Origin of the sequence: Geobacter metallireducens GS-15 (genome assembly GCF_000012925.1) — a bacterium.
In the GTDB taxonomy this organism is placed as follows: domain Bacteria; phylum Desulfobacterota; class Desulfuromonadia; order Geobacterales; family Geobacteraceae; genus Geobacter; species Geobacter metallireducens.
Genome location: NC_007517.1, coordinates 584,814 through 604,581, shown reverse-complemented (window position 1 = coordinate 604,581; position 19,768 = coordinate 584,814). Strand labels below are relative to the sequence as shown.

Below are 19,768 nucleotides of genomic sequence, written 5' to 3'. Positions count from 1 at the left end.
CGTGTTGAGTGCAACCCAGTCGTTTCAACTGGTTGCAGTGCATTCAGTCTAGCGCCAACCCCACATCCAGCGCAACCTCCGTTTTCCCGGCAGCGGGAACAACCTCCGTCGAAGGGTGCCATGCGGACATCGGGAAACGCGTGGCGCTGCCAACATAGTACGTCCGTCCGGCGGGGATCATGAGGGTGTAGCCGCCGTCGGCACCGGTCCATGCCGATAGATAGTCGGGAATCCGGCCGCCGTCTCTGGTGGCCGAGGCAAACACATAGGCATTGGCCACCGGCTTCCCCTCACCATCCAGCACCCGACCCGAAAGCCTCACTGACTCCGTAGCGATGGCCCGGTGCTTGCGCCCCAAGTCACGGATATCAGCCACGGTGAACTCCTGCGCGGCCTCGGCTTCCGCGGTCAGGTCCACGACAACAGGCTCACCCGAGTGCTTTTCGCCCGGCATGAGCGGACCGTAGGAATCGTCCTTTTTGAGCCGCGCCACCACCCAGTAAGTTCCGGGCGGCACCGTGACGACGACGGTTCCGTCCGCCGCCGAGGGGGGAGAAATGAAGGTTGCCGGCCGCCGGACGTTGGCCGAGTCGTAGACAAAGAGCTTTGCCCCCGCCAAGGGCTTGCCGTCGATATCCGCCACCCGCCCCCGGAGGAGCGCCGCCCGGGCGCCATCGGGCACGGCACAGAAGAGCAGCAGCCATGCCGCCGCCAGCCAGAATAGTCCCCTCATGGCGTTTCTCCGCTTCCGGGACCAACGGTGGGAGGTTTCGTCAGGTGCGGCTCAAAGAGAACCATCCCGATCCCCGGCTCCTGCCGGCCGTCGAAGATCGTCTCGCCGGGGTCTCCCTCGCCCCACCAGTTCCCCCGGGCATTCACGTCCTCGTCGTTGAAATCGCCGATCCGCATGTTATAGCCGCTGTTGCCGGAGATGCTGTTTCCCGTCACCGTCAGCCCGCCCCCCTTTTCCCGGACGAAGATTCCTGTCTCGTTCCCCGTGATCAGGTTGTCCGCGATGAGGGCGTTGCCGATGTACGACCTGATGCCGATGGTGTTGTCCCGGAAGAGGGAGCGGCGGATCTGTACCGGGCCGCTCCTGAAGCGCATGCCGCCATAGTTGTGCGCAATGACGCTATCAGACACGGAGAGATCGGTAAAGTGGCTGTGAATGCCCCAGGTGGCGTACTCGACGAGACAGTGGGCAATGACGCTGCCGGTGGCATATTCCAGCAGAATCTCGTTCCAGTCCGAGGCACCCTTGCGTTCCACGGAGGTGAAGACGATCCTGCTGTCCCGCTTTCCCGCTGCAATTAGCTTGCCCTTGACTTCGAGCCCCGCGCCGCCGGCAAACTGCACCGTCGTCCCCGGGGCCACGGTCAGGACCGCGCCGGGGAGGACCGTTGTGGGCGCGGCAACGGTGATGACGCCGCGCCAGACCGCATCTGAGGCCACAAATGGCAGCGGCCAGACAAAGGGGATGGGTGCGGCACTGGCCGTATCATAGTGGACAAGCCCCAGCGCCGAATCATCGTGCCGGTCGAAAACGACCCGCGCCGGATCGTCCCCTCCCCACCAGTTGCCCGGGGCGGCCACGTCGTCCTTCCCGTCCAGGTCAATGGCGTAGAGGCCGTTCCCGCCGAAGTCGTTCCCGCTGATGCGCCCGGCAAAGGACTGGATTCCCATCCCCCGCTCGCCGTTGCCGGTGACCAGGTTCCCGGTGATGAGCGCGCCGCAGTCCTGGATATTGAAGCCGTTCAATCCGTTGTCCGCCACCACGTTGCCTGCGATGTCGATGGTGTCGACGTTCTTGAGGGAAATACCGGTTTCGGTGTTGTTGGTGATGCTGTTGCGGCTCACTTCGCCGTGGTAGAGGTCGGCCACCAGGAGGCCGAAGCGGTTGCCGTCGAGGAGGTTTTCCCGAAGGGTGGCGGCTCCCTCCCGCACGCGGAGCCCTTCTCTCCCGTTGGCGACGATCCTGTTCCCCTGGGCCGTGAGGGTGGTCCGGAAAAAATTCCCCCCCACCTGGTTGGTGCAGATGAGGTTGTCCGTCAGCTCCACCTCGGAATCCCGCCCCTGGACGCCGCTCCGATTGCCGCAGAGGGTGTTGCCCCGCATCACCACCATCGATTCCTGGAACTGGATGCCCCGGTAATTGCCGGTGAGGGTGGTGTTGTGGATCGCCACGGTGGAGAAGTGGAAATGGAGCCCCCGATAGGCATCCTCGATCCGGCAGTACTCGATGAGGTTCTGGCCCGTTGAGCTGTTCATAATATTGACAGCGTCCCAATCCCCCATCCGTCGCACCTTCGCGGCCGAGCGGAAGGTGATGGGGCGCTCGGCCGTCCCCTTGGCCACAAGACGCCCCTGGATCATGATGCCGTTCTCGCCGATGCCGTCGCCGTTGGTGTCCCGCCGGGTGAACTCGACGATGGTTCCCGGCAGGATGACCAGCCTGCTCCCCTCGGGGACCCGCACCGTTCCGTCGATCTCGATCCTTCCCTGCCAGACGGTTTCCCCCAGGAGGACCATGTCGCGGTAGCGACGGCCCACGGGCGCGCCATCGTTGACTGGCTGCGCCTTCGGGGGGATTTGCCCACGAGAGGTTGCCGCGTAGGTGTCCTTCTTCCCGTTGCGAGCCACCTCCGTGGCGCTGGTTGCCACCCGGGCCCCCTGGAGGGTGAAGATACCGTAATCGTTGCCAGTGATCCGCGAGTCGGCCACGGCAACCCGGGCCTTTGTCCCCTGCACCACGAGACCGTACCGGTTCTCCAACAGCGCCGATCCGGTCAGCCGGAGCGTTCCATCCGTCACCGAAACGCCGGTGTCCGCGTCAGAAATACGACACCCTCGGATCGCGGCCGTGCCGCCATCGACGAGAATCCCGGCCCAGCTCCCCTTCTTTTTTTCCGCGCCGGAAAACCGGACCGGCTCCTTTTCCGTCCCCTCCACTGTCAGGGTGCCTCGCACGGTTATTTCATTAAGGGGAGAGAGGTACTCTGGATCGGTCTTGGTGCTTTCCGCCGCAACAACCGTTATGGAGGTGCCGGGGCGGACGGTCAGGGTGACCCCTTCGGGGACGAGCACGTCTTCGGTCACCGTGACGCTCCCCGTCCAGACCGTATCGGCCGTGATGACGCCGGCAGACGCGCTCCGAGGCGCCAGCAGCACCAGCAGCGCGAGTATCGGCACCGTGCAGACGAAAGCAATCCTGAACAATGAGATGGTCATGGTTTCCCAAAAGCAAGAGAGGTGCCGAACGGTAAATCGGCACCTCTCTTGCGGCGGGTCGTTCCGGATGTCAGCAGGGGTGAACCGCCGCGCTCCCGACGATTCTCGGACGTACATAGCTCTTTTTCTTCATGATTTCCTCCATTACGCCTTGTTCCCCGTCATATAGCACACACTGTGCCGCTTCTCAATCGATTCGCCGCAACGTCAGAGGGGAGAAGCCTTTCAGCCCCTCCCCTCTTGATCGCTACTTGTCGTTGGACCAGCGTGGTGTCGGCTGGAAGTGGCAGCTGACGTTCCAGCAGCTGCCGGTGGCGTCGGGCGCCTGTTGCGAGTACCACTGGCCCTTGGTGGCGTTGAACTTGTAGGTCGGGTCGATCTTCACCGTCACCGGCGCCTTCTTCGACTGGGTGGTGCCGCTGGTCCAGATGGTGTCGTCGCCCGTGTGGGCCGCCGGTCCGCCATTGTGGCAGGCGAGGCACGGGGTGAAGCCCTGGGTCGGCCTGAGGTTCGCCATGAGGTGGCCCAGCTTCACGTGGGCGCCGCCACCGCCCGAGTAGTTCTCGAGCTTGGCCGACGAGTAGGTGGCCTGGGACGCCACGAAGCCCTTGGGTGCCGGCGGATAGCCGTGGCACTCGTTGCAGGCCCTCGGCTTGAAGGCATAGGTGTTCTTGTGGGAGTGGCAGTTGAGGCAGTTCGTTGTGGGGTGGTTCGCCCCCTCGTCGACGCCGCGCTTGTAGTGGCTCGTGGCGGTATGGCAGGTCTGACAGACACCGCGGTAGGGCGGGACAAGCTGCACGAGATCGGCGGTGGTGGCATAGGTTATGGTGGAGGTGAGGGTGCCGAAGGTGATGAAGGTGCGGACCATCCCCCGGTTACCGGTGCCGTGGACGTCGTGGCAGACCTTGCAGTCCATGGTGTAGGTACCCTTGGCCGTGGCGTGGGTCGGCACATTGCGCTTGGTTGCGGTCGGCACCTTGACCGAGTCGTTGTGGCAGCCGGAGCAGAGGGTATTGTCGTTGACGGCGATCCGCTTGTAGGTGCCGAGTGCCGTGGAGATATGGGCACTGGTGTTGTCGTGGCAGTTGACGCACTGGCGGCTTGCGTCGTAATTGGCACCCGCCTGGCCGTGGCCGGAGGAGGTAAAATTCGGTTTCGACGGCGCGGTCAAGCCGTTGATGACCGATAGCGGGGTGGTGTGGCAACTCTCGCAGGTTACGCGGCCGCCGGTCCAGGCAGCGCTCTGCTTGTGGCAGTTGGTGGTGCAGGTGGTTGCCCCCACGTCAACAATCCCGTTCACGTGGGTAGCCGCCAGATCGTCGGTGTAGGTATGGCATTTCTGACAGGCGGAGACCGCAGTCCCGAGATTCGGCCCGTAGGTGGCTGTCAGGTGGGCCGTATGGCCATAGGTGTCCATGGGAGTCGCACCGGTTGCCTTGTGGCATGCGCCGCACTGGCCCGACGCAGGGTTGCCCCAGACCGGGGCGACGACCGGCGCGGCACCTTTGCCGTTGGAGTGGCAGTAGACCGTGGAGCAGTCAGTCCCCGAGAGGGCTTGACCTCCAATGGCCCCGGAGAACTGCTTGTCCTTCACACCGTTCACGTGGGCGCCGCCGTTGGCCCGGGCAGCGGCCAGGAGCGTCGTGTTGTCGCTCACCGTCGCGGCGTGGCAGTTCGCGCAGCCGTAGCTCTTGCCGCTGGCGCCGCCGGCGATGTGACGGTTATGGGCGCCGGTGACGGGAGTGGCGCTGTGGCAGCTGCCGCAGCGGGCCGCCGGCGCGAGCCCCATAATGGTGTTCTTGCCGTTGGCCCAGGTGGGCGAAGTGTAGACGCCGTTCCCGTTGGAGTGGCAGTAGGTGGTTGAACAGGTGCCGCTCCCCGTGCCGCTGTATGCGGGGGTGGCGCCGTTGGTCGCAGCTTTCGTGCCGGTCGGGGAGAGGAAGACATCCTGGAACGTCCCCTGGTTGTGTCCGAATCCCTTGTGGCAGTCGTCGCAGGCGAAACTGTAATAGGAGCCGCCGCCGGCATGACTGATGTGCGGAGTTGCCGACTCATCCTTGGAGACCCCCGAGGTGCTGTAGTCGCGGACGCCGTCCTTCGCATAACCCGACGGACCGGACGCCACGTTGGCCTGGGGCGGGAAGCCGTGGCACTGGGTGCAGTTGGCCGAGAACCCCTGGGAGTGGGTATGGCACGAGCCGCAGTCCGCGGCATTGGTGCTCGTCTGGTGGGTGCTGATGGTGGGGGGGAGCGTCGGGTGGCAGGCCACGCAGACGCCGAAGGAATCCTTGTTGTAGTTCTTCCGGGCGGCCGAGGTGTACTGGTACAGGACCTTGGCGTTACGGACCGCGCCGTACTGGGTCGAGATATTCATGAAGCGGTTGATGAGGAAGACGTTGGGGGTCGTGCCGTCGGCAGCATCCACGTGGCCGCCGTGGCAGTCGGCGCACTGCACGTTTTGATTCTTGGTGCCGTTATGGTTCTTGACCCTGGCGTTGGTGTTGGCCGAATCGTTGGCGGACTTGTGGCAGTTGGTGCAGATGTTCCGGTCGGTGACCGTGGCCCCCTTCAGGTCGGTCCGGAGCAGGAATCCGCGGGAGGTGGAGAGGAGCCCCATCCGGGCGCTGGAGGCGTTGTCGAAGGTCCGGCTGTTGGAGTCGGCATAGTGGACTCCGTGACAGGTGGTGCAGACCACCGCGCCGCTGCGGGACATCTTCATGGCCGACGTGGGGTTGGCCGGGTTGCTGTTCTGGGGCGTGGCATAGAACTCGTCGGGTCGTGCCGCGGCCTTGTCAGCGTAGTTCATGGTGACCGGGTGGGTACCCAGGGTATGGTCAGTGGTGCTGCGGGGGCGGTGGCAGTCGAGGCACATGGAGTCGTTTGTATTGAGGGTTCTCAGAAAGGGACGAGTGTTCTGAACTGACGAATATAAGTTGTGGATACTGTGACAGCGGGCGCAGGCAATGGTCCCCACCAGGAACGACTTGCTCAGGCGCACATCGACAGGAGGAAGGGCGCCTGCGGCAGGAACATTGTCCTTTCCAACCCAGTTGTGGGATGTCTGGTAAAGTATGGCTGGTCGACTGCTCGTATAGGTACGGAAAGGGTTGGCGAAATCCGACATCGTGAATTTCTTTTTCTGGCCATAGGGGTCGCCCGCCTTGTGGCAAGTCACGCATATGTTATTCTGCGCATCGGTACTGGTGGTGCCGAGGGTACTGTGGCCGGTATGACAGGAATAGCAGGTATACCCCTTGCCAGAGCCCGTCTCATGGGGGAAATCGATGGCACTCGCTGAAACCGGGACCATTATCGCCAGCAGTATCACTACAGAGGCTTTCATTATCATTCCATACATGGCGAGCTCCTGAGCAAGGCAGACACGTCCTATTTGTTGTGGCAGGCCAGGCACATGGCGCTGCCGGTATTATCGCGTACGAGAAATGGTCTTAATGCAGTATTGCCGCCGCTATAGGTCGGATTGCCATCGAAATCCATGCCGTAATCCACATGGGGATCGTGGCAGGTGGAACACTCCATGCGGTTGTTGGAACCGAAAAACCGCAGCCCCTTTGACAAGGGAGTGGCAATCGGATTAATGGCGCTTGATCCGCTGCCCACCTTTTCGTTATAGGCGGCGGTATAGGAGAAGGAGATGGGATGGTCGTCCATGAGATTGGTGCCGGCGTACCTGTCAGCTTCAGTCCTACCGAGGTTGGCCCTATAGGTATTGGGTATCGTAAAAGTGTCTATATTCATCGGAATGCCGGTAACCCCCGCCGGGGCCGTGGGATCATCATATACCCCCCCAATCATCAGCTTTTTGTCCCCACCGCCAGCATCAATTCCGGCAGAGCTGTTGTGGAGAACGTTGATAGCCGTGCGGCCGTCATGACAACTCAGGCACAACAGTGATTCGGGGCTCGGCGCTGTTACCTTCTTGGCCACCGATGTCAGAGTGGTTGACGAGGTGTACATATTGAAAGCCTGGGTAGGATTCACCTTGTTCCACAAGGGTTGGGCCGGCTTGGCGTTGTGGGGCGTGTGGCAGAAAACGCAGACCTCATCAGTGTCGGTGCTGTACCAGTGCCTCGTCCCTACAAACCCGGATGGCGCAACGCTCGACATATTGTGAACCGTATTTTTTATCTTGCCAGGTCCCGCGTTCACAATCGCTCCCCAGGCCATGATGGCCGCCATTACCGCTGTTGCCAGAAATCGTTTCTTCATCTTGAAAACCTCGTTGCGTGTAATCCCTTACGCCGCGCTGCGTCCTGCATCCACCCCGAGGGGTTCTACCAGCTCGGCATGCCGAGGGCCTTTCTCATGATCAGTATTGCGTCCACAAGGTCGACAACGCCGTTGGGCTTCGCCTTCCCTTGATAGAGCGGGCCGATGTCGCCGTGGGCCAACTGGTTGGCCGTCGGCACCATTTGCCGGGTGAACATTCTGAGCGCCAGAATCACGTCATGGACCGTTACCGCGCCGTCACCGTTCAGATCGCCGTCGGGTACGTTGACCACGAGACTGCGGACCGTGCTGTTGCCCGCAACGTCGGTGGCGCGTACGGCCAGGGAAGCGGCATCGTAGCCCCCCACTTCCAGCGCTGCGTTCCACTTTTCGCCACTGACCGTAACCGTGCCGGCGGAACCGTTGCGGTCCTCCACGGTGACCGCCGCACCCGCTTCCACCGTGCCGGTCAGCACCGACGGATAGGGAGTATTGACCGGGTCAAGCGTAAGGGCCGGCGCGGTGCCGTCATAGATTACGGTCCGCGTCACGCGACTCGCGTTGCCGGCGGCGTCGGTGGCGGTAAAGGTGACGGCATGGCTCCCCTCGTTGGCGAAGGTTACCGCAAGGGTGAAGGACCCGTCGGTCACGGTCACAGCAACGGGCGCGCCATCGACCTCGGCGGTGAGGGTCACGGGGCTCGGATCGGTAACGTTGCCGGCAAAACCAAAGGTCGGCCGGTTGGTGACAACGTCCTGGCTCGGGGCGCTGACCACCAGGGCCGGGGCTTCGGTGTCGTAGGTGACCGTCCGTTTGACGGAACCGACGTTTCCGGCCAGGTCAACGGCAACCACGTCGATGGTATTCATTCCCGGGACGAGGGGGACGTCTGCACTCCAGGAGGTGCCGTCCATGCGGGCCGGCAAGCCGGCAACCGTGACGACGGCTGTCTCATCGACGATTCCGCTCACGGAAACATGGTCGGAGGTGACATAGGTCCCCTCGGCAGGAGTGGTGAAGGAGACCACCGGCCTGGTTCCGTCATAGATAATGGTCCGGATGTCGGTTGTCACGTTCCCGGCCAGGTCAACAGCAGCCGCCATGATGACGTTGGGGCCCGGCTTGAGGGTAATGGCGGTGCTGTAAGAGCCGTTCACCGGGACAATCTGCTGGCCGTTGAGGGTGACAACGTCGAGGTTGGCATCGGTCACCATCACCTGGATGTTCTGGACCTGCCCGCTCGTATAGCTGCCGTCGGCCAGGGCCGATACCGCAAGAGCCGGCGGGATTGCGTCAAGGGTTGTCGTGGCGCTCACCGTCGTGGCGGCGCTCATGGACTTTTCCGCCTTGACGGTGATGCTGTTGGCGCCGGCAGCGAGGGGCAACCGATAGCTCCAGGTATTGCCGAATACCAGGGCCTTGGCGCTGGCACCCGTTGTGGCGTTGGTCACGGTAACCACCGAACCCGGATCAACCAGGCCGGACAGTTGCTGGAACGTATCGGCGGTAAAGGTGGGGAGGGGTTCCATGGTCAGCATGGGGCCCGACTGCAGATAGCTCACCGTTACGGACTGGTTAGTGGCGTTGTTTGCCGCGTCGCGGGCAGTCACCGTAATGGTCGTGCCACCGGGGGCAAAACCGCTCAACGTCGTCTGCCAGGTGGTGGGGGTCGGGAACGAGATGGCGCCGACCGTCGTGGTTCCGCCGGTTGCAATGGTCAGCCTGGCGCCCGCCTCCACGGTGCCCGAAAGATCGAGGGTCGGGGACATGAAGGGGGAGACGACCGGGTTTATGGTGAGGGCCGGCGGAATGAGGTCAACGGCAACGGAAACGCCACCGCCATCGACGCCGTACACGGACACGTTGCCGAAGCCGTTCACCACCAGGAGCCGGCCGGTGGCCTGATCGAAGAGGACGTCGGAGGGGACCATCAGCTTGCCGTTGCCGCTCCCGTAGGTACCGATGTAGGAAAGGAATACCGGCGTTGCCGCCGGGTCGATGGCCTGCACGGTGCTCTGGAAGGTATCGACCACGTACATGCGCTTGAGAACCGGCGTCGAGCCGCTGGAATACTCGAAGGAGACACCTTGGGGGGCAGTGAAGCGGAGGGGGTTCGTGCCGAAACTCCCTATCGTCCGTACATAGGCACCGGTTTTGTCAAAAAACTGGATTCGGCCGGTTCGCGTGTCAACAACTGCCACCTGCCGGGAAACCTTTTCGAAAGCAATGCCGCTGGGGGTGGAGAACTTGCCCGGCGTGGTGCCGAATGATCCGAATTTTTTCACGAAGCTGCCGGCGGCGTTGAAGATTTGCACACTGTTATCGAGGCAGTCGACCACATAAATGGAGCCGTCGTCGTCCACCGTGATGCCATCGGCCATTTTGAACTGCCCCTCGCCGGCGCCGAGTTTTCCAATCTCCTGGCCGGCGGCGCTATACATTGAAACGTAGGTTCCCTGCCCCACGAGGAGTGTTCCGTCGGAGGCGACGGCAATCCCCTGGGGAGGCGCGGCAGTTTTTATGGTCTGCGCCAAATGGCCAACTACGTCGTATTTAAGGACTCCCTTTGCAAGGGAATCGGAGACATACACGCCACCCAGTGAATCCGATGCAATCCGAAGTGGAGAGCGAATCCCCTCAACCATTGGGTTCTGTATCTGAATGGTTGGCGCTGGAGCGGCAAATGTCACCGTTGTCAGCGAAATAACCAGACACGCCAGGAAGAGGGCAACGGCCACCATTCGTTTAGGCGATCTGTGTAACATGGTAATGCCTCCGCATTCATAGTGCAGATAGCCGGTTGAATCGGGACTCTCTGTCCATTCGCACCTGGCGTTCCTGTACTCAAGGAGCAATAACGGTGCCAAACACTCGACGAATCAAGCATTTGACACACCTGCCCAACGAAGACACCCCTGTCGCTTCTCGTACAAAAACCCCTAATCCTGTACCGTGGTCCACTTTCCGCCACTTCGCACCGATGGGGGTTTTGTCCGGAGACGTTTTTTTGACTAAACGGAAGAGAATTTCGCGGGAAAAGGGAAGGAATGAGGTTCCCGGCAACTTCGGAAAGGTTCCGGGAATCCGTCAAATGACAACGCTGCGATGAAGGGGAAGGTTACTTCTACTTCAAATACCCGAATTTCTTCATCCGGTAACGGAAGGCGTCAATGCCGAGATTAAGCTTCCTGGCCGCCTTGGACTGGTTCCAGTCCGAGATCTCCAGGGCCTGGCGGATAAGCTCCTTTTCCACCTCTTCAATGTCTATCCCCTCGGGGGGAAGCTTGAAGGTGGTGAGCCCCACGGACTGGGAGGAGGCCTTGGCGACGATTTCCAGCGGCAGGTGCTCAAGGAGGAGCGTCTCGTCATTGCCGAGAATGATGGCGCGCTCGATGACGTTCTTCAATTCGCGGATATTGCCGGGCCAGGTGTAGTCGAGCAAGAGTTTCTCCGCCATCTTGGAGATGCCGGTGACATGCTTGTTGAACTCGGCGTTGAACAGCTCGATGAAATGGCTGGTCAGGGTGAGGATGTCTTCCCGCCGCTCCCGCAGGGGGGGGAGATAGATGGGGATCACCTGGAGGCGATAGTAGAGATCGTTGCGGAAGCTCTTTTCCTCGATCGCCTTGATGAGGTCGCGGTTGGTGGCGGAGATGATCCGGACATCGACGGAAAACGACTTGGTGCCGCCGATGCGGCGGAAGGTCCGTTCCTCCAGGAAGCGGAGGAGCTTCGCCTGCATCCCCAACTCCATGTCGCCGATCTCGTCAAGAAAGACCGTGCCACCGTCGGCCAGCTCGAAAAGCCCCTTTTTCATCGCCTTGGCGTCGGTGAAGGCCCCTTTTTCATGACCGAAGAGCTCGCTTTCGAGGAGTGTCGCCGGGACAGCAGCGCAGTTTATGGCGACAAAGGGGCGTTCGGCCCGGGCGGATTTATAGTGGATCCACTTGGCGACCAGCTCCTTGCCGGTCCCCGACTCTCCCTGAACGAGGACAGTGGAGGCGTCGCTCTTGGCCACCTTCTCCATCATGTCGAGGACGTTCTTCATGTGGCGGCTCGCTCCGATGATATCGGGCGTACCGAACTTCTTCGCCTGCTCACCCCGCAGCCGCTGGACCTCCCGCCGGAGATCGGAGGTTTCCAGGGCCTTGCGGATGACGATGGCCATCTCGTCCAGGTTAAAGGGCTTGTTGATATAGTCGAAGGCCCCGAGCCGCATGGCATGAACCGCCGTCTCCAGCGCTCCGTGGGCCGTGACCATGATCACGATGATCTCCTCGTCGTGCTCCTTGATCTTCTCCAGGACATCCAGGCCACTGATGCCGGGGAGCTGGATATCGAGCAGCACCAGGTCCGGTTGTTCATCCCGGACGAGCCGCAGGGCATCCTCGCCGTTGCCGGCCGAAACCACCTCGTATCCCTGTTTTTTCAGATTCTGCTCCAGGGACCAGCGGATAAGGTGCTCGTCGTCGACAACCAGAATCTTCGTCTTTCTCACATCTGCTCCTTTATCGTAACCAAGCGGATATCTGGAAATTACCGAATGAAAAAAGAATACAGAATACAGGAGCCAGAATCCAGAATAAAACCTGACCGACTCCGGCCACTATGCCTCTTCTTCCGGCGCACCCTCTTCGTATGCCGCCACCGGCAGATCGATGGTGAACACCGTTCCTTTGCCGTCTTCGCTGGTCACGGAAAGGGTACCGCCATGCTGGGTAATGAGCTTGTGGCAGATGGCGAGTCCAAGCCCCGTCCCTTGTGCCTTGGTGGTGAAGAAGGGGGTAAAGATTTTGCCGATGATCGGCTCCGGGATGCCGGGGCCAGTGTCGGCAATGGTGGTGCGCACCCACCCCTTGCCGTCAAGGTCCACCAGGGAACTCCCCACGGTGAGGGTCCCCCCGTCGGCCTGCATGGCCTGGATGGCGTTAAGGATCAGATTCAGGAAAACCTGCTGCACCTGCTTCGGGTCCACGAAGATTTCCGGAAGGCCGTCGGCAAGATCCAGGCTCTTGGCGATATTCTTTCCCCCCTTGTGCTGCAGGGCGAAGAGGAGGGTTTTCCGCAGGATCGCGTTCACGTCGGCATAGGTCGGTTCGGGGGGGGTCGGCTTGCCGAAGAACAGGAGATCGTTCACCGTCTTGTCGAGCCGGCTCACCTGCTCGACCACTTCTCCGATGATCTCCTTGCGGGGATCTTCGTCGGAAAAATCCTGACGGATGATGGTCATGGCCGCCGAGATGCCGGCCAGGGGGTTCTTGATTTCGTGAGCGATCCCCGCGGCCATTTCCCCCACCGAGGCCAGACGATCGGCCCGTTCCATCTGCTGGAAGTGGTACTCTTCCAGTTCCCTCTTCGCCTTGTCGAGCTTGCCGACCATGGAGTCGAAACTCACGATGAGCCGGCCGATCTCGTCCTCGGCCACAGGGGTTATGCGGACGGAAAGGTCTCCCTCCTCCACCCGCGCCATGCTGTCGATGAGGTTGTTCAAGGGTTGCCGGACAAATCGGACGATGACGAGGGAGATGGCTGCCGCGCAGAAGAGAATGACCGCACCGGTGGAGACGAGGGAAAGCCGCGTTGCCTCAAGAATCCGGCGGTTGGTCTCGACCTGGGAGTAGTTGACGTTGAGAACCCCGATAAGCCGCTTTTTGGTGCCGTGGCACCGTTGGCACAGCACATCGTTGTAGATCGGCTTGATAACCCCGAGGACCTCACCGAAGGCGTCGCTGGAGTAGACACCTTCCTTGCGGTTGTTGATAAAGAGTTGGTAATCCCCCTCGGGCACCGGCATCCCCACCTCCTCGGGCCGGGACGACTTGAGGACGATTCCCTGGGGATGAAATATCCTGACGCCGATGAGTTTGCTGTGGCTATGGCCCACCATCTGCAGCATGACCTGCACATCCTGGGTGTCACCAACGCTCATGGACTTGTAGATGCTGCGCTCGATAGTGTCGAGAAGGAGGTAGGCATTCTCGCGGGTTGCCTTGACAAGCTGGTCTTTTTCCCGTTTGAGGTTGAAGTAGGTAAAGGTGCCGATTCCCACGGAAAGGAGGCCGACCAGGGTTACGATAACTCTCGTTGTCAGGCTTTTGAAGATCAACCTACCTCCGAGGTGGCGGAGCCGGGGAATCCTTGCAGGGGCAACTGCGCTGCGCTGATGTCAATCCACTGCATGCCGCTCCACCAGAAGGGCGATGCCATGACGGATCACGGCACCGACGAAGTGCCAGCGCCGGCGCTGGCGGGTGAACCCTGCGTGACCTTGCCGGCTGTTGGGGTCACGGCTTCGGGAAGGCCAAAGACCCATTCGTTGTACTTTTTTTTCTGATCGAGCCCTTCCAGCTCCTTGTCGAAGTTCCCCTGTTTAAAGGGTTCATCCTCTTCGGTTACACGAACGCCGATGATCCCCTTCTGCGGATTGCGGACCACCTCGAACTCCTTGTCCGTAAACGGATCGGTGAAGAGCCGGCGCAGATAGCGCTCCTTGGACAGGGAGCCGGGATCCTTCAGGAGATCTTTCAGATCATTGAGGGGGCGGGCGGCCTGCGTCGTCGTCTTGAGCGGCTTCCCTTCCGTCACGTCGTACTGGTGCCAGCGCCGGATGGCGCGCTGATACTGCACTCCCCGGAAGAGGAGTTCCGTCTCCCGTTCCCGCTTCATCTTTGTCCGCCAGGTCTGCCCGGTGATGCCGAGCATGATCCCCATGATGACGATGATCATGAGGGCGGCGATGTAGGTGAAACCGGAGGAGGACGTCAGCAGGGAGGAGCGGGGGGGCTCCATCGCCACCTCACTTCCCCTTTCGGGCGACAACCCCCCGTGCAGCCTCCACAAGATCTATCGGCATGAGACCGAAGTACTTGAGGAGTTCCTCTGCCTTGCCGGAGGTGCCGAAGCGGTCGTTGATCCCCACCCGCTTCAGGGGAACGGGGGAGTTTTCCGCCAGGAACTCGGCCACGGCGCCTCCCAGCCCTCCGACAATGGAGTGCTCTTCGGCGGTGACGATGGCGCCGGTCTCCCGAGCGGCCTTCAGGAGGATATCCCCATCCAGGGGTTTTACGGTTGCCAGATGCACCACGCGGGCGGAAATCCCCTCGCCTTTCAGGGTCTCGGCGGCGGCCAGGGCCTGGGCGGTCATGAGGCCGGTGGTGACAAAGGTGAGGTCCGTGCCGTCGGCCAACTGAACACCTTTACCGATCTCGAAGGGAGCATCGGCCGCGGTGACGGTCGGCACCTTGTTGCGGCCAAGCCGCACGTAGACCGGCCCTTTATACGCGGCGGCGGCCCGGATCGCCTTGGCGGTCTCGGGGCCGTCTGCCGGCACGATAACGGTCATGTTGGGGACGGCCCGCATGATGGCGATGTCCTCCACCGACTGATGGGAGCCCCCGTCCTCGCCCACGGTGATCCCACCGTGGGTGGCGACGATCTTCACATTTGCCTTGGGATAGGCAGCCGACTGGCGGACCTGCTCCCAGGCCCGGCCCACGGCAAAGATGGCGAAGGTGGAGACGAAGGGAATCTTCCCGGCGGCGGCAAGGCCGGCAGCTGTGCCGACCATGTTGGCCTCGGCGATCCCCATGTTAAAGAAACGCTCGGGGAACTTCTTGGCAAAGGTGGAGGTTTTGGTGGAGCCGGAAAGGTCGGCGTCCAGGACGACGATGCTGCTGTTTTCCTCCCCCAACTCCGCCAGGGTCTGCCCGTAGGCGTCGCGGGTGGCGATCATGGTACTCATATAGTTAATGTCCTTTCTGTTCAGTTGTGTATGGGCGCAATTCATTTGCGTCCATTGAATGTCCCGTGGGCTGCGGATTTTGCGCCGGATCGTCGCACCCGCAGGAGAGACTGCGGAGGCGTAGCAGCGCTACGCCGCACAAAGGAGCGACGAGGACGGCGGCGAGCCGGTGTGAAAGCCGCAGCCCTACCTACAGGTAGCACTGTTCGCCCAGGCACTCCAGTGCCTTGGGAAGCTCCTCGTCACTGGGGGCAACGCCGTGGTAGGAAGCCTTGTTCTCAAAGAACGAAACCCCTTTCCCCTTGACGGTACGGGCAACGATTACGGTCGGCTTCCCCTTGGCCTCGGCGGCCTGTCCCAGGGCGGTCACGATGGCTCCCATGTCGTGGCCGTCAATGTCGATCACGTTCCAGCCAAAGGCCCGGAACTTGTCGGTGACCGGCTCCACGGCCATGACCTTGGCCACTTCGCCGTCGATCTGGAGACGGTTCACATCCACCAGGGCGCAGAGATTGTCGAGCTTGTAGTGGCCGGCAGCCATGGCGGCCTCCCAGACTTGCCCCTCCTGGAGTTCGCCGTCACCAAGCAAGGCGTAAACGCGGCTTGAGCTTCCGTCAAGACGAAGCCCCAGGGCCATGCCGTTGGCCATGGAAAGCCCCTGCCCCAGGGAGCCGGTGCAGACCTCGACACCGGGGGTCTGCTTGCTGTCGGGATGCCCCTGGAGATGGGAGCCCAGGCGCCGCAGCGTCATGAGGTCCTCCTTGGGGAAGTACCCCGCCTCGGCCAGGGCCACGTAGAGGGCCGGGGCCGCGTGCCCCTTGCAGAGGACGAAACGGTCCCGCCCGGGCCAGGCCGGGTCGGCCGGATTGTGCTTCATCACCTGGAAGTAGAGGGCCGTAACCATATCGATGGCCGAGAGGGAGCCTCCCGTGTGCCCCGACTGGGACTTGTGGAGGGTCTTGACGATGTCGACCCGGAGTTGCCGGGCCTTCTCCTGGAGTTGAGCAATCTTTTCGCTGTCCACGATGTTCCTTTCCATACTGATGGTCATTTATCGTCCGTCAAGAGGAAGTCGAGGATGACGTCGTCGAGACTGGACGGTTTTTCCTGTGGTTTGGTTGGGGGTTTGGGAGGTGCGACGGAAGCTGGTTGGGGCGCGAGGGCGGGTTTCGGCGCCGGCTGGGCAGCCGGAGCGATGCGGGAAGGAGGGAATGCCTTGGCATCGAATTCACCGTTCTTGAGCCTCCGGAGCATCCCCTTGTGCTGCTCCTTCATGAGCTCCTCGACTACCCGCTCCAGGTTATCCACCTTGATGATGTCGGCATAGCTCGTCTTGCGGGCGGCGATAATCGTCCCCTCCCGATAGATGAGGGTAACGATGTGGGGATTGGCGATCCCGCTGTCCTCGGTCTGGACGTGGAAGACCTCTCCCTTGTACATGACGTTGTGATTGAATCCGACGACCATGGGGCACCTGTCCGTCAAATGACGTAACCGATTAAAACTATCACGGATAGCCCCACGGTTGCAAGGACTGAAAATACCCAGCCGAATCGGCCAGTTACGCCTACTTCTCCAGCAGCGCCTTGATCCGCGCCACCGCCTCCATGGCGTCCCGGGCGTAGAGATCGGCGCCAATCTCGTCGGCGTACTCCTGGGTCACCACCGCCCCCCCCACCATGGTGAACGTCCGGATGCCGGCCTCCTTCAGCCGCGCAATCACATTCTCCATCTCGGTCATGGTGGTGGTCATGAGGGCCGAGAGCCCCACGGCATCGACGCCCAATTCCCGGGCCTTTCCCACGATCCGGTCGGCAGGGACGTTCTTCCCCAGATCGATCACCTCGAAGCCGTGGTTCTCCAGGAGCGTGCAGACGATATTCTTGCCGATATCGTGGATGTCCCCCTCGACGGTGGCCATGAGGATCTTCCCCCGGCTGGCGGCGGGAGAACCCTTCATGACCTCCCTGAGGCGGCCGAAGGCGGCCTGCATCGTGTCGGCCGACTGCATCACCTGGGGAAGGAAGACGAGGTTCTTCTCGAAGCGCCGCCCCACCTCCTCCAGGCCGGGGAGGAGCCCTTCGTTGCTCACCTGGAGCGGTTCGAGCCCCTGGCCAAGCGCCTCCTCAACCAACGCAACGATATTCTCCCTGTCGCCGGTGATGACGGCACGCTTCAAGCGCTCCCGAATGTCGAGGGCCTCGCCGGACGCTGCCGGTTCAGGGGCAGCGGCGGCCGTCCCGGCGTAGGCAGCGATGTACGCGGCAGCGCTGGGGTCCCGGTTCAGGAGGACCATGGCCGAACGCCAGGCCGCCATCATCTCCTCCTCCTTCGGGTTGACGATGGCGGCGTCGAGCCCCGCGGCCAAGGCCATGGCGAAGAAGGCCGAAGAGATGAGGGGACGGCGGGGAAGGCCGAAGGAGATGTTGCTGACGCCGAGGACCGTGGGGCAGCCAATGATCTCCTTCACGAGGCGCACCGCCCGCAGGGTTTCCATGGCCCGCTTCTGCTCAGCGCTCACGGTGAGGGTCAGGCAATCAATCACCACGTCGTTGCGGGAGATGCCGCGCCCTTCCGCAGCGGCCACGATCCGTTCCGCCACGGCCAGGCGCCCCTCGGCGGTCTCGGGGATACCGGTCTCGTCCAGGGCCAGGCCGATGACGGCGGCGCCGTACTTCTTCACCAGGGGGAGGACCCGCTCGATGCTCTTCGTCTCGCCGTTCACGGAGTTCACGAGAACCTTGCCGTCGGCCGCCTTGAGTCCCCGTTCCAGGGCCGCCGGATCGGAAGAATCGAGGACCAGCGGCACGGCGACGCTTCCGGTAACACAGAAGACCGCCCGCTCCATGGCGGCAGGCTCGTCGATCCCCGGGGTCCCCACGTTCACGTCCAGGAGGTGGGCGCCGGCAGCCGTCTGTTCCATGGCCTCGCGGCGGATGGTGGTAATCTTCCCCTCCCGCAGCTCCTGGGCAAAGGCCTTCTTGCCGGTGGGGTTGATCCGCTCGCCGATGATGGCCGCGGGAAGGCCCCCGCCGAGGGCGACGACCGAGGTGCGGCTCGCCAGGAACGTGACCCCGGCCGGGGGGCCGCAGTCGCGCCACGACTGGTCGCGCCCCGCCAGGGCCTCCTTGATGGCCCGGATGTGGGTCGGGGTGGTGCCGCAGCAACCGCCAATGACCCGCACGTTCAGTCCCAGCATCCGGTCGTGGAAGGCGGTCATGTCGTCGGGGGTGCCGGGGAAGACGGTCTTGCCGTCCACCAGCTTCGGCAGCCCCGCGTTGGCCTGGGAAATGAGGGGAAGCCGGGTCACCCCACGCATGGCTCCCAGGACGGCGCAGATGCCATCGGGACCGAGACCGCAGTTGGAGCCGACGATGTCGGCCCCGGCCGCCGCTAGGGTCACGGCCGCCGCTTCGGGGGGGGTGCCGAGGACAGTGCGTCCCTCGTTGTCGAAGGTGAGCTGGGCGATGACGGGGATCGTGGGAGAGACCTCACGGATGGCGATGACCGCTGCCCGGATCTCCTTGATGTCGAGGAAGGTCTCCAGGGTGATGAGGTCGGCGCCGGCTTCGATGAGGGCCGCGGCCTGTTCCCGGAAGAAGGCGGCCATGGCGTCGAAGGTCGCCTCCCCCACCGGCTCCACGAAGAGCCCCGTGGGCCCCATGGAGGCGGCCACGTAGGCCCGGTCGCCGCAAACCTCCCGGGCGATCTCCACGGCCCGGGCGTTGATCTCGCGGACCTTCTCCTCCAGGCCGTAGTGCTCCAGCTTGGGGCGGGTGCCGCCGAAGGTGTTGGTGACGATGATGTCGGCCCCAGCCTCCAGATATTCCCGATGGACCCCGGCCACCACGTCGGGCATGGTGAGGTTCAGCTCTTCGGGGGACTGGCCGGGGCGCAGCCCCCGCTCCTGGAGCATGGTCCCCATGGCCCCGTCAAGGACCAGGACCCGTTCTTTGATCGCCTGCAGAAAGGGTGTTTTCATGGCGTCGCCACCTTTTTGTTATTTTTTTCCAGGGAGAAATCGGGGGGGATGGGAAGGCGCAGGTCCAGGTGTCCCGTAAGGGTCTCAACCTCTGCGCCGTCGACGAGAAACTTGACCCCCTTGATCTGGGGGTAGTTGAGGCAGATGGTATTGACAACCGAGTAGACCGCGGCCATCTCGGCGGAACTCCCGCCGGGAAGCCCCTTCAGGAGATCGTCGCCGAAATCCACCACGGCCGTATCCCCCTCGATCCGCACATCATGCACCACGGCATTGGGGGGGAGGGTCGGATGGAGGTCCCCCACGGGGCCATTGGCCACCTCGTCCACGAGGGACTCGACGCACTCGGGAAGGGATTCGCAGGCCGCCATCTGGCGCCCCTCGCGGCCGAGCCCCTCGGCGTCGGGAGTGGCAAAGAAGAGGGTCACCTGGACGGTGCCCACCGGTTTCGGCTCCGGCTTGGTCGTGGGAAGCTCGCGGCTCGCTTGGTACTTGCCGAAAAACAGGAGGCCGAACACAATGGCGGCGATGAGGAAGGCGGCGAGCACGAGTTGCTCCCGGCTGTGGGGCTTGGTTCTCTTCATGGC

Annotated in this window: 13 protein-coding genes; all 13 read right to left on the bottom strand. The window is 62.5% G+C overall.

Going from position 1 to position 19,768, the window contains the following annotated elements:
- Window positions 1-43: 43 nt before the first annotated feature.
- On the bottom strand, window positions 44-733 hold the full coding sequence (locus tag GMET_RS02795; protein ID WP_004512257.1) for a carboxypeptidase-like regulatory domain-containing protein: 690 nt from the start codon (window positions 731-733) through the stop codon (window positions 44-46).
- Window positions 730-3,228 (bottom strand): right-handed parallel beta-helix repeat-containing protein, encoded by a 2,499-nt coding sequence (locus tag GMET_RS02790; protein ID WP_004512256.1) that lies wholly within the window; start codon window positions 3,226-3,228, stop codon window positions 730-732. Before GMET_RS02790 ends, GMET_RS02795 begins: the two co-directional genes overlap by 4 nt.
- Window positions 3,229-3,475: 247 nt before the next feature.
- Window positions 3,476-6,586, bottom strand: coding sequence for a CxxxxCH/CxxCH domain c-type cytochrome (locus GMET_RS02785; protein ID WP_004512255.1), 3,111 nt, complete (start codon window positions 6,584-6,586; stop codon window positions 3,476-3,478).
- Window positions 6,587-6,615: 29 nt separating this feature from the next.
- Window positions 6,616-7,458 (bottom strand): cytochrome c3 family protein, encoded by an 843-nt coding sequence (locus GMET_RS02780; RefSeq protein WP_004512254.1) that lies wholly within the window; start codon window positions 7,456-7,458, stop codon window positions 6,616-6,618.
- 65 nt (window positions 7,459-7,523) lie between these two features.
- Entirely contained in the window at window positions 7,524-10,223 is a 2,700-nt protein-coding gene (locus GMET_RS02775) for an Ig-like domain-containing protein (protein ID WP_004512253.1), read from the bottom strand.
- A 359-nt stretch (window positions 10,224-10,582) separates the two neighbouring features.
- Window positions 10,583-11,956, bottom strand: a complete 1,374-nt coding sequence (locus GMET_RS02770) for a sigma-54-dependent transcriptional regulator (RefSeq protein WP_004512252.1) — start codon at window positions 11,954-11,956, stop codon at window positions 10,583-10,585.
- Between the two features lie 108 nt (window positions 11,957-12,064).
- The gene (locus tag GMET_RS02765) at window positions 12,065-13,564 is read right to left on the bottom strand and encodes a two-component system sensor histidine kinase NtrB (RefSeq protein ID WP_011365683.1); all 1,500 of its coding nucleotides are present in this window, start codon (window positions 13,562-13,564) and stop codon (window positions 12,065-12,067) included.
- A 107-nt stretch (window positions 13,565-13,671) separates the two neighbouring features.
- Entirely contained in the window at window positions 13,672-14,247 is a 576-nt protein-coding gene (locus tag GMET_RS02760) for a type II secretion system protein (protein WP_011365682.1), read from the bottom strand.
- Window positions 14,248-14,254: 7 nt separating this feature from the next.
- A complete protein-coding gene (locus GMET_RS02755; RefSeq protein ID WP_011365681.1) occupies window positions 14,255-15,199 on the bottom strand; it encodes a transketolase family protein in 945 nt (314 codons plus the stop codon).
- 190 nt (window positions 15,200-15,389) lie between these two features.
- On the bottom strand, window positions 15,390-16,250 hold the full coding sequence (locus GMET_RS02750; RefSeq protein ID WP_004512247.1) for a transketolase: 861 nt from the start codon (window positions 16,248-16,250) through the stop codon (window positions 15,390-15,392).
- The gene (locus GMET_RS02745) at window positions 16,247-16,666 is read right to left on the bottom strand and encodes a hypothetical protein (protein ID WP_004512246.1); all 420 of its coding nucleotides are present in this window, start codon (window positions 16,664-16,666) and stop codon (window positions 16,247-16,249) included. The genes GMET_RS02750 and GMET_RS02745 overlap by 4 nt, the downstream gene beginning before the upstream one ends.
- 100 nt (window positions 16,667-16,766) lie before the next feature.
- Window positions 16,767-19,181 carry a homocysteine S-methyltransferase family protein gene (locus GMET_RS02740; RefSeq protein WP_004512245.1) on the bottom strand — a complete coding sequence of 805 codons (2,415 nt, stop codon included), beginning with the start codon at window positions 19,179-19,181 and terminating at the stop codon, window positions 16,767-16,769.
- On the bottom strand, window positions 19,178-19,765 hold the full coding sequence (locus GMET_RS02735) for a GerMN domain-containing protein (protein WP_004512244.1): 588 nt from the start codon (window positions 19,763-19,765) through the stop codon (window positions 19,178-19,180). Before GMET_RS02735 ends, GMET_RS02740 begins: the two co-directional genes overlap by 4 nt.
- Window positions 19,766-19,768: the final 3 nt, after the last annotated feature.

What these genes read in the sequence shown, in the direction of transcription:
- GMET_RS02795 (WP_004512257.1), bottom strand. Translation starts at nt 733, where the DNA reads ATGAGGGGACTATTCTGGCTGGCGGCGGCATGGCTGCTGCTCTTCTGT.
- GMET_RS02790 (WP_004512256.1), bottom strand. Translation starts at nt 3,228, where the DNA reads ATGACCATCTCATTGTTCAGGATTGCTTTCGTCTGCACGGTGCCGATA.
- GMET_RS02785 (WP_004512255.1), bottom strand. Translation starts at nt 6,586, where the DNA reads ATGTATGGAATGATAATGAAAGCCTCTGTAGTGATACTGCTGGCGATA.
- GMET_RS02780 (WP_004512254.1), bottom strand. Translation starts at nt 7,458, where the DNA reads ATGAAGAAACGATTTCTGGCAACAGCGGTAATGGCGGCCATCATGGCC.
- GMET_RS02775 (WP_004512253.1), bottom strand. Translation starts at nt 10,223, where the DNA reads ATGTTACACAGATCGCCTAAACGAATGGTGGCCGTTGCCCTCTTCCTG.
- GMET_RS02760 (WP_011365682.1), bottom strand. Translation starts at nt 14,247, where the DNA reads ATGGAGCCCCCCCGCTCCTCCCTGCTGACGTCCTCCTCCGGTTTCACC.
- GMET_RS02755 (WP_011365681.1), bottom strand. Translation starts at nt 15,199, where the DNA reads ATGAGTACCATGATCGCCACCCGCGACGCCTACGGGCAGACCCTGGCG.
- GMET_RS02750 (WP_004512247.1), bottom strand. Translation starts at nt 16,250, where the DNA reads ATGACCATCAGTATGGAAAGGAACATCGTGGACAGCGAAAAGATTGCT.
- GMET_RS02745 (WP_004512246.1), bottom strand. Translation starts at nt 16,666, where the DNA reads ATGGTCGTCGGATTCAATCACAACGTCATGTACAAGGGAGAGGTCTTC.
- GMET_RS02740 (WP_004512245.1), bottom strand. Translation starts at nt 19,181, where the DNA reads ATGAAAACACCCTTTCTGCAGGCGATCAAAGAACGGGTCCTGGTCCTT.
- GMET_RS02735 (WP_004512244.1), bottom strand. Translation starts at nt 19,765, where the DNA reads ATGAAGAGAACCAAGCCCCACAGCCGGGAGCAACTCGTGCTCGCCGCC.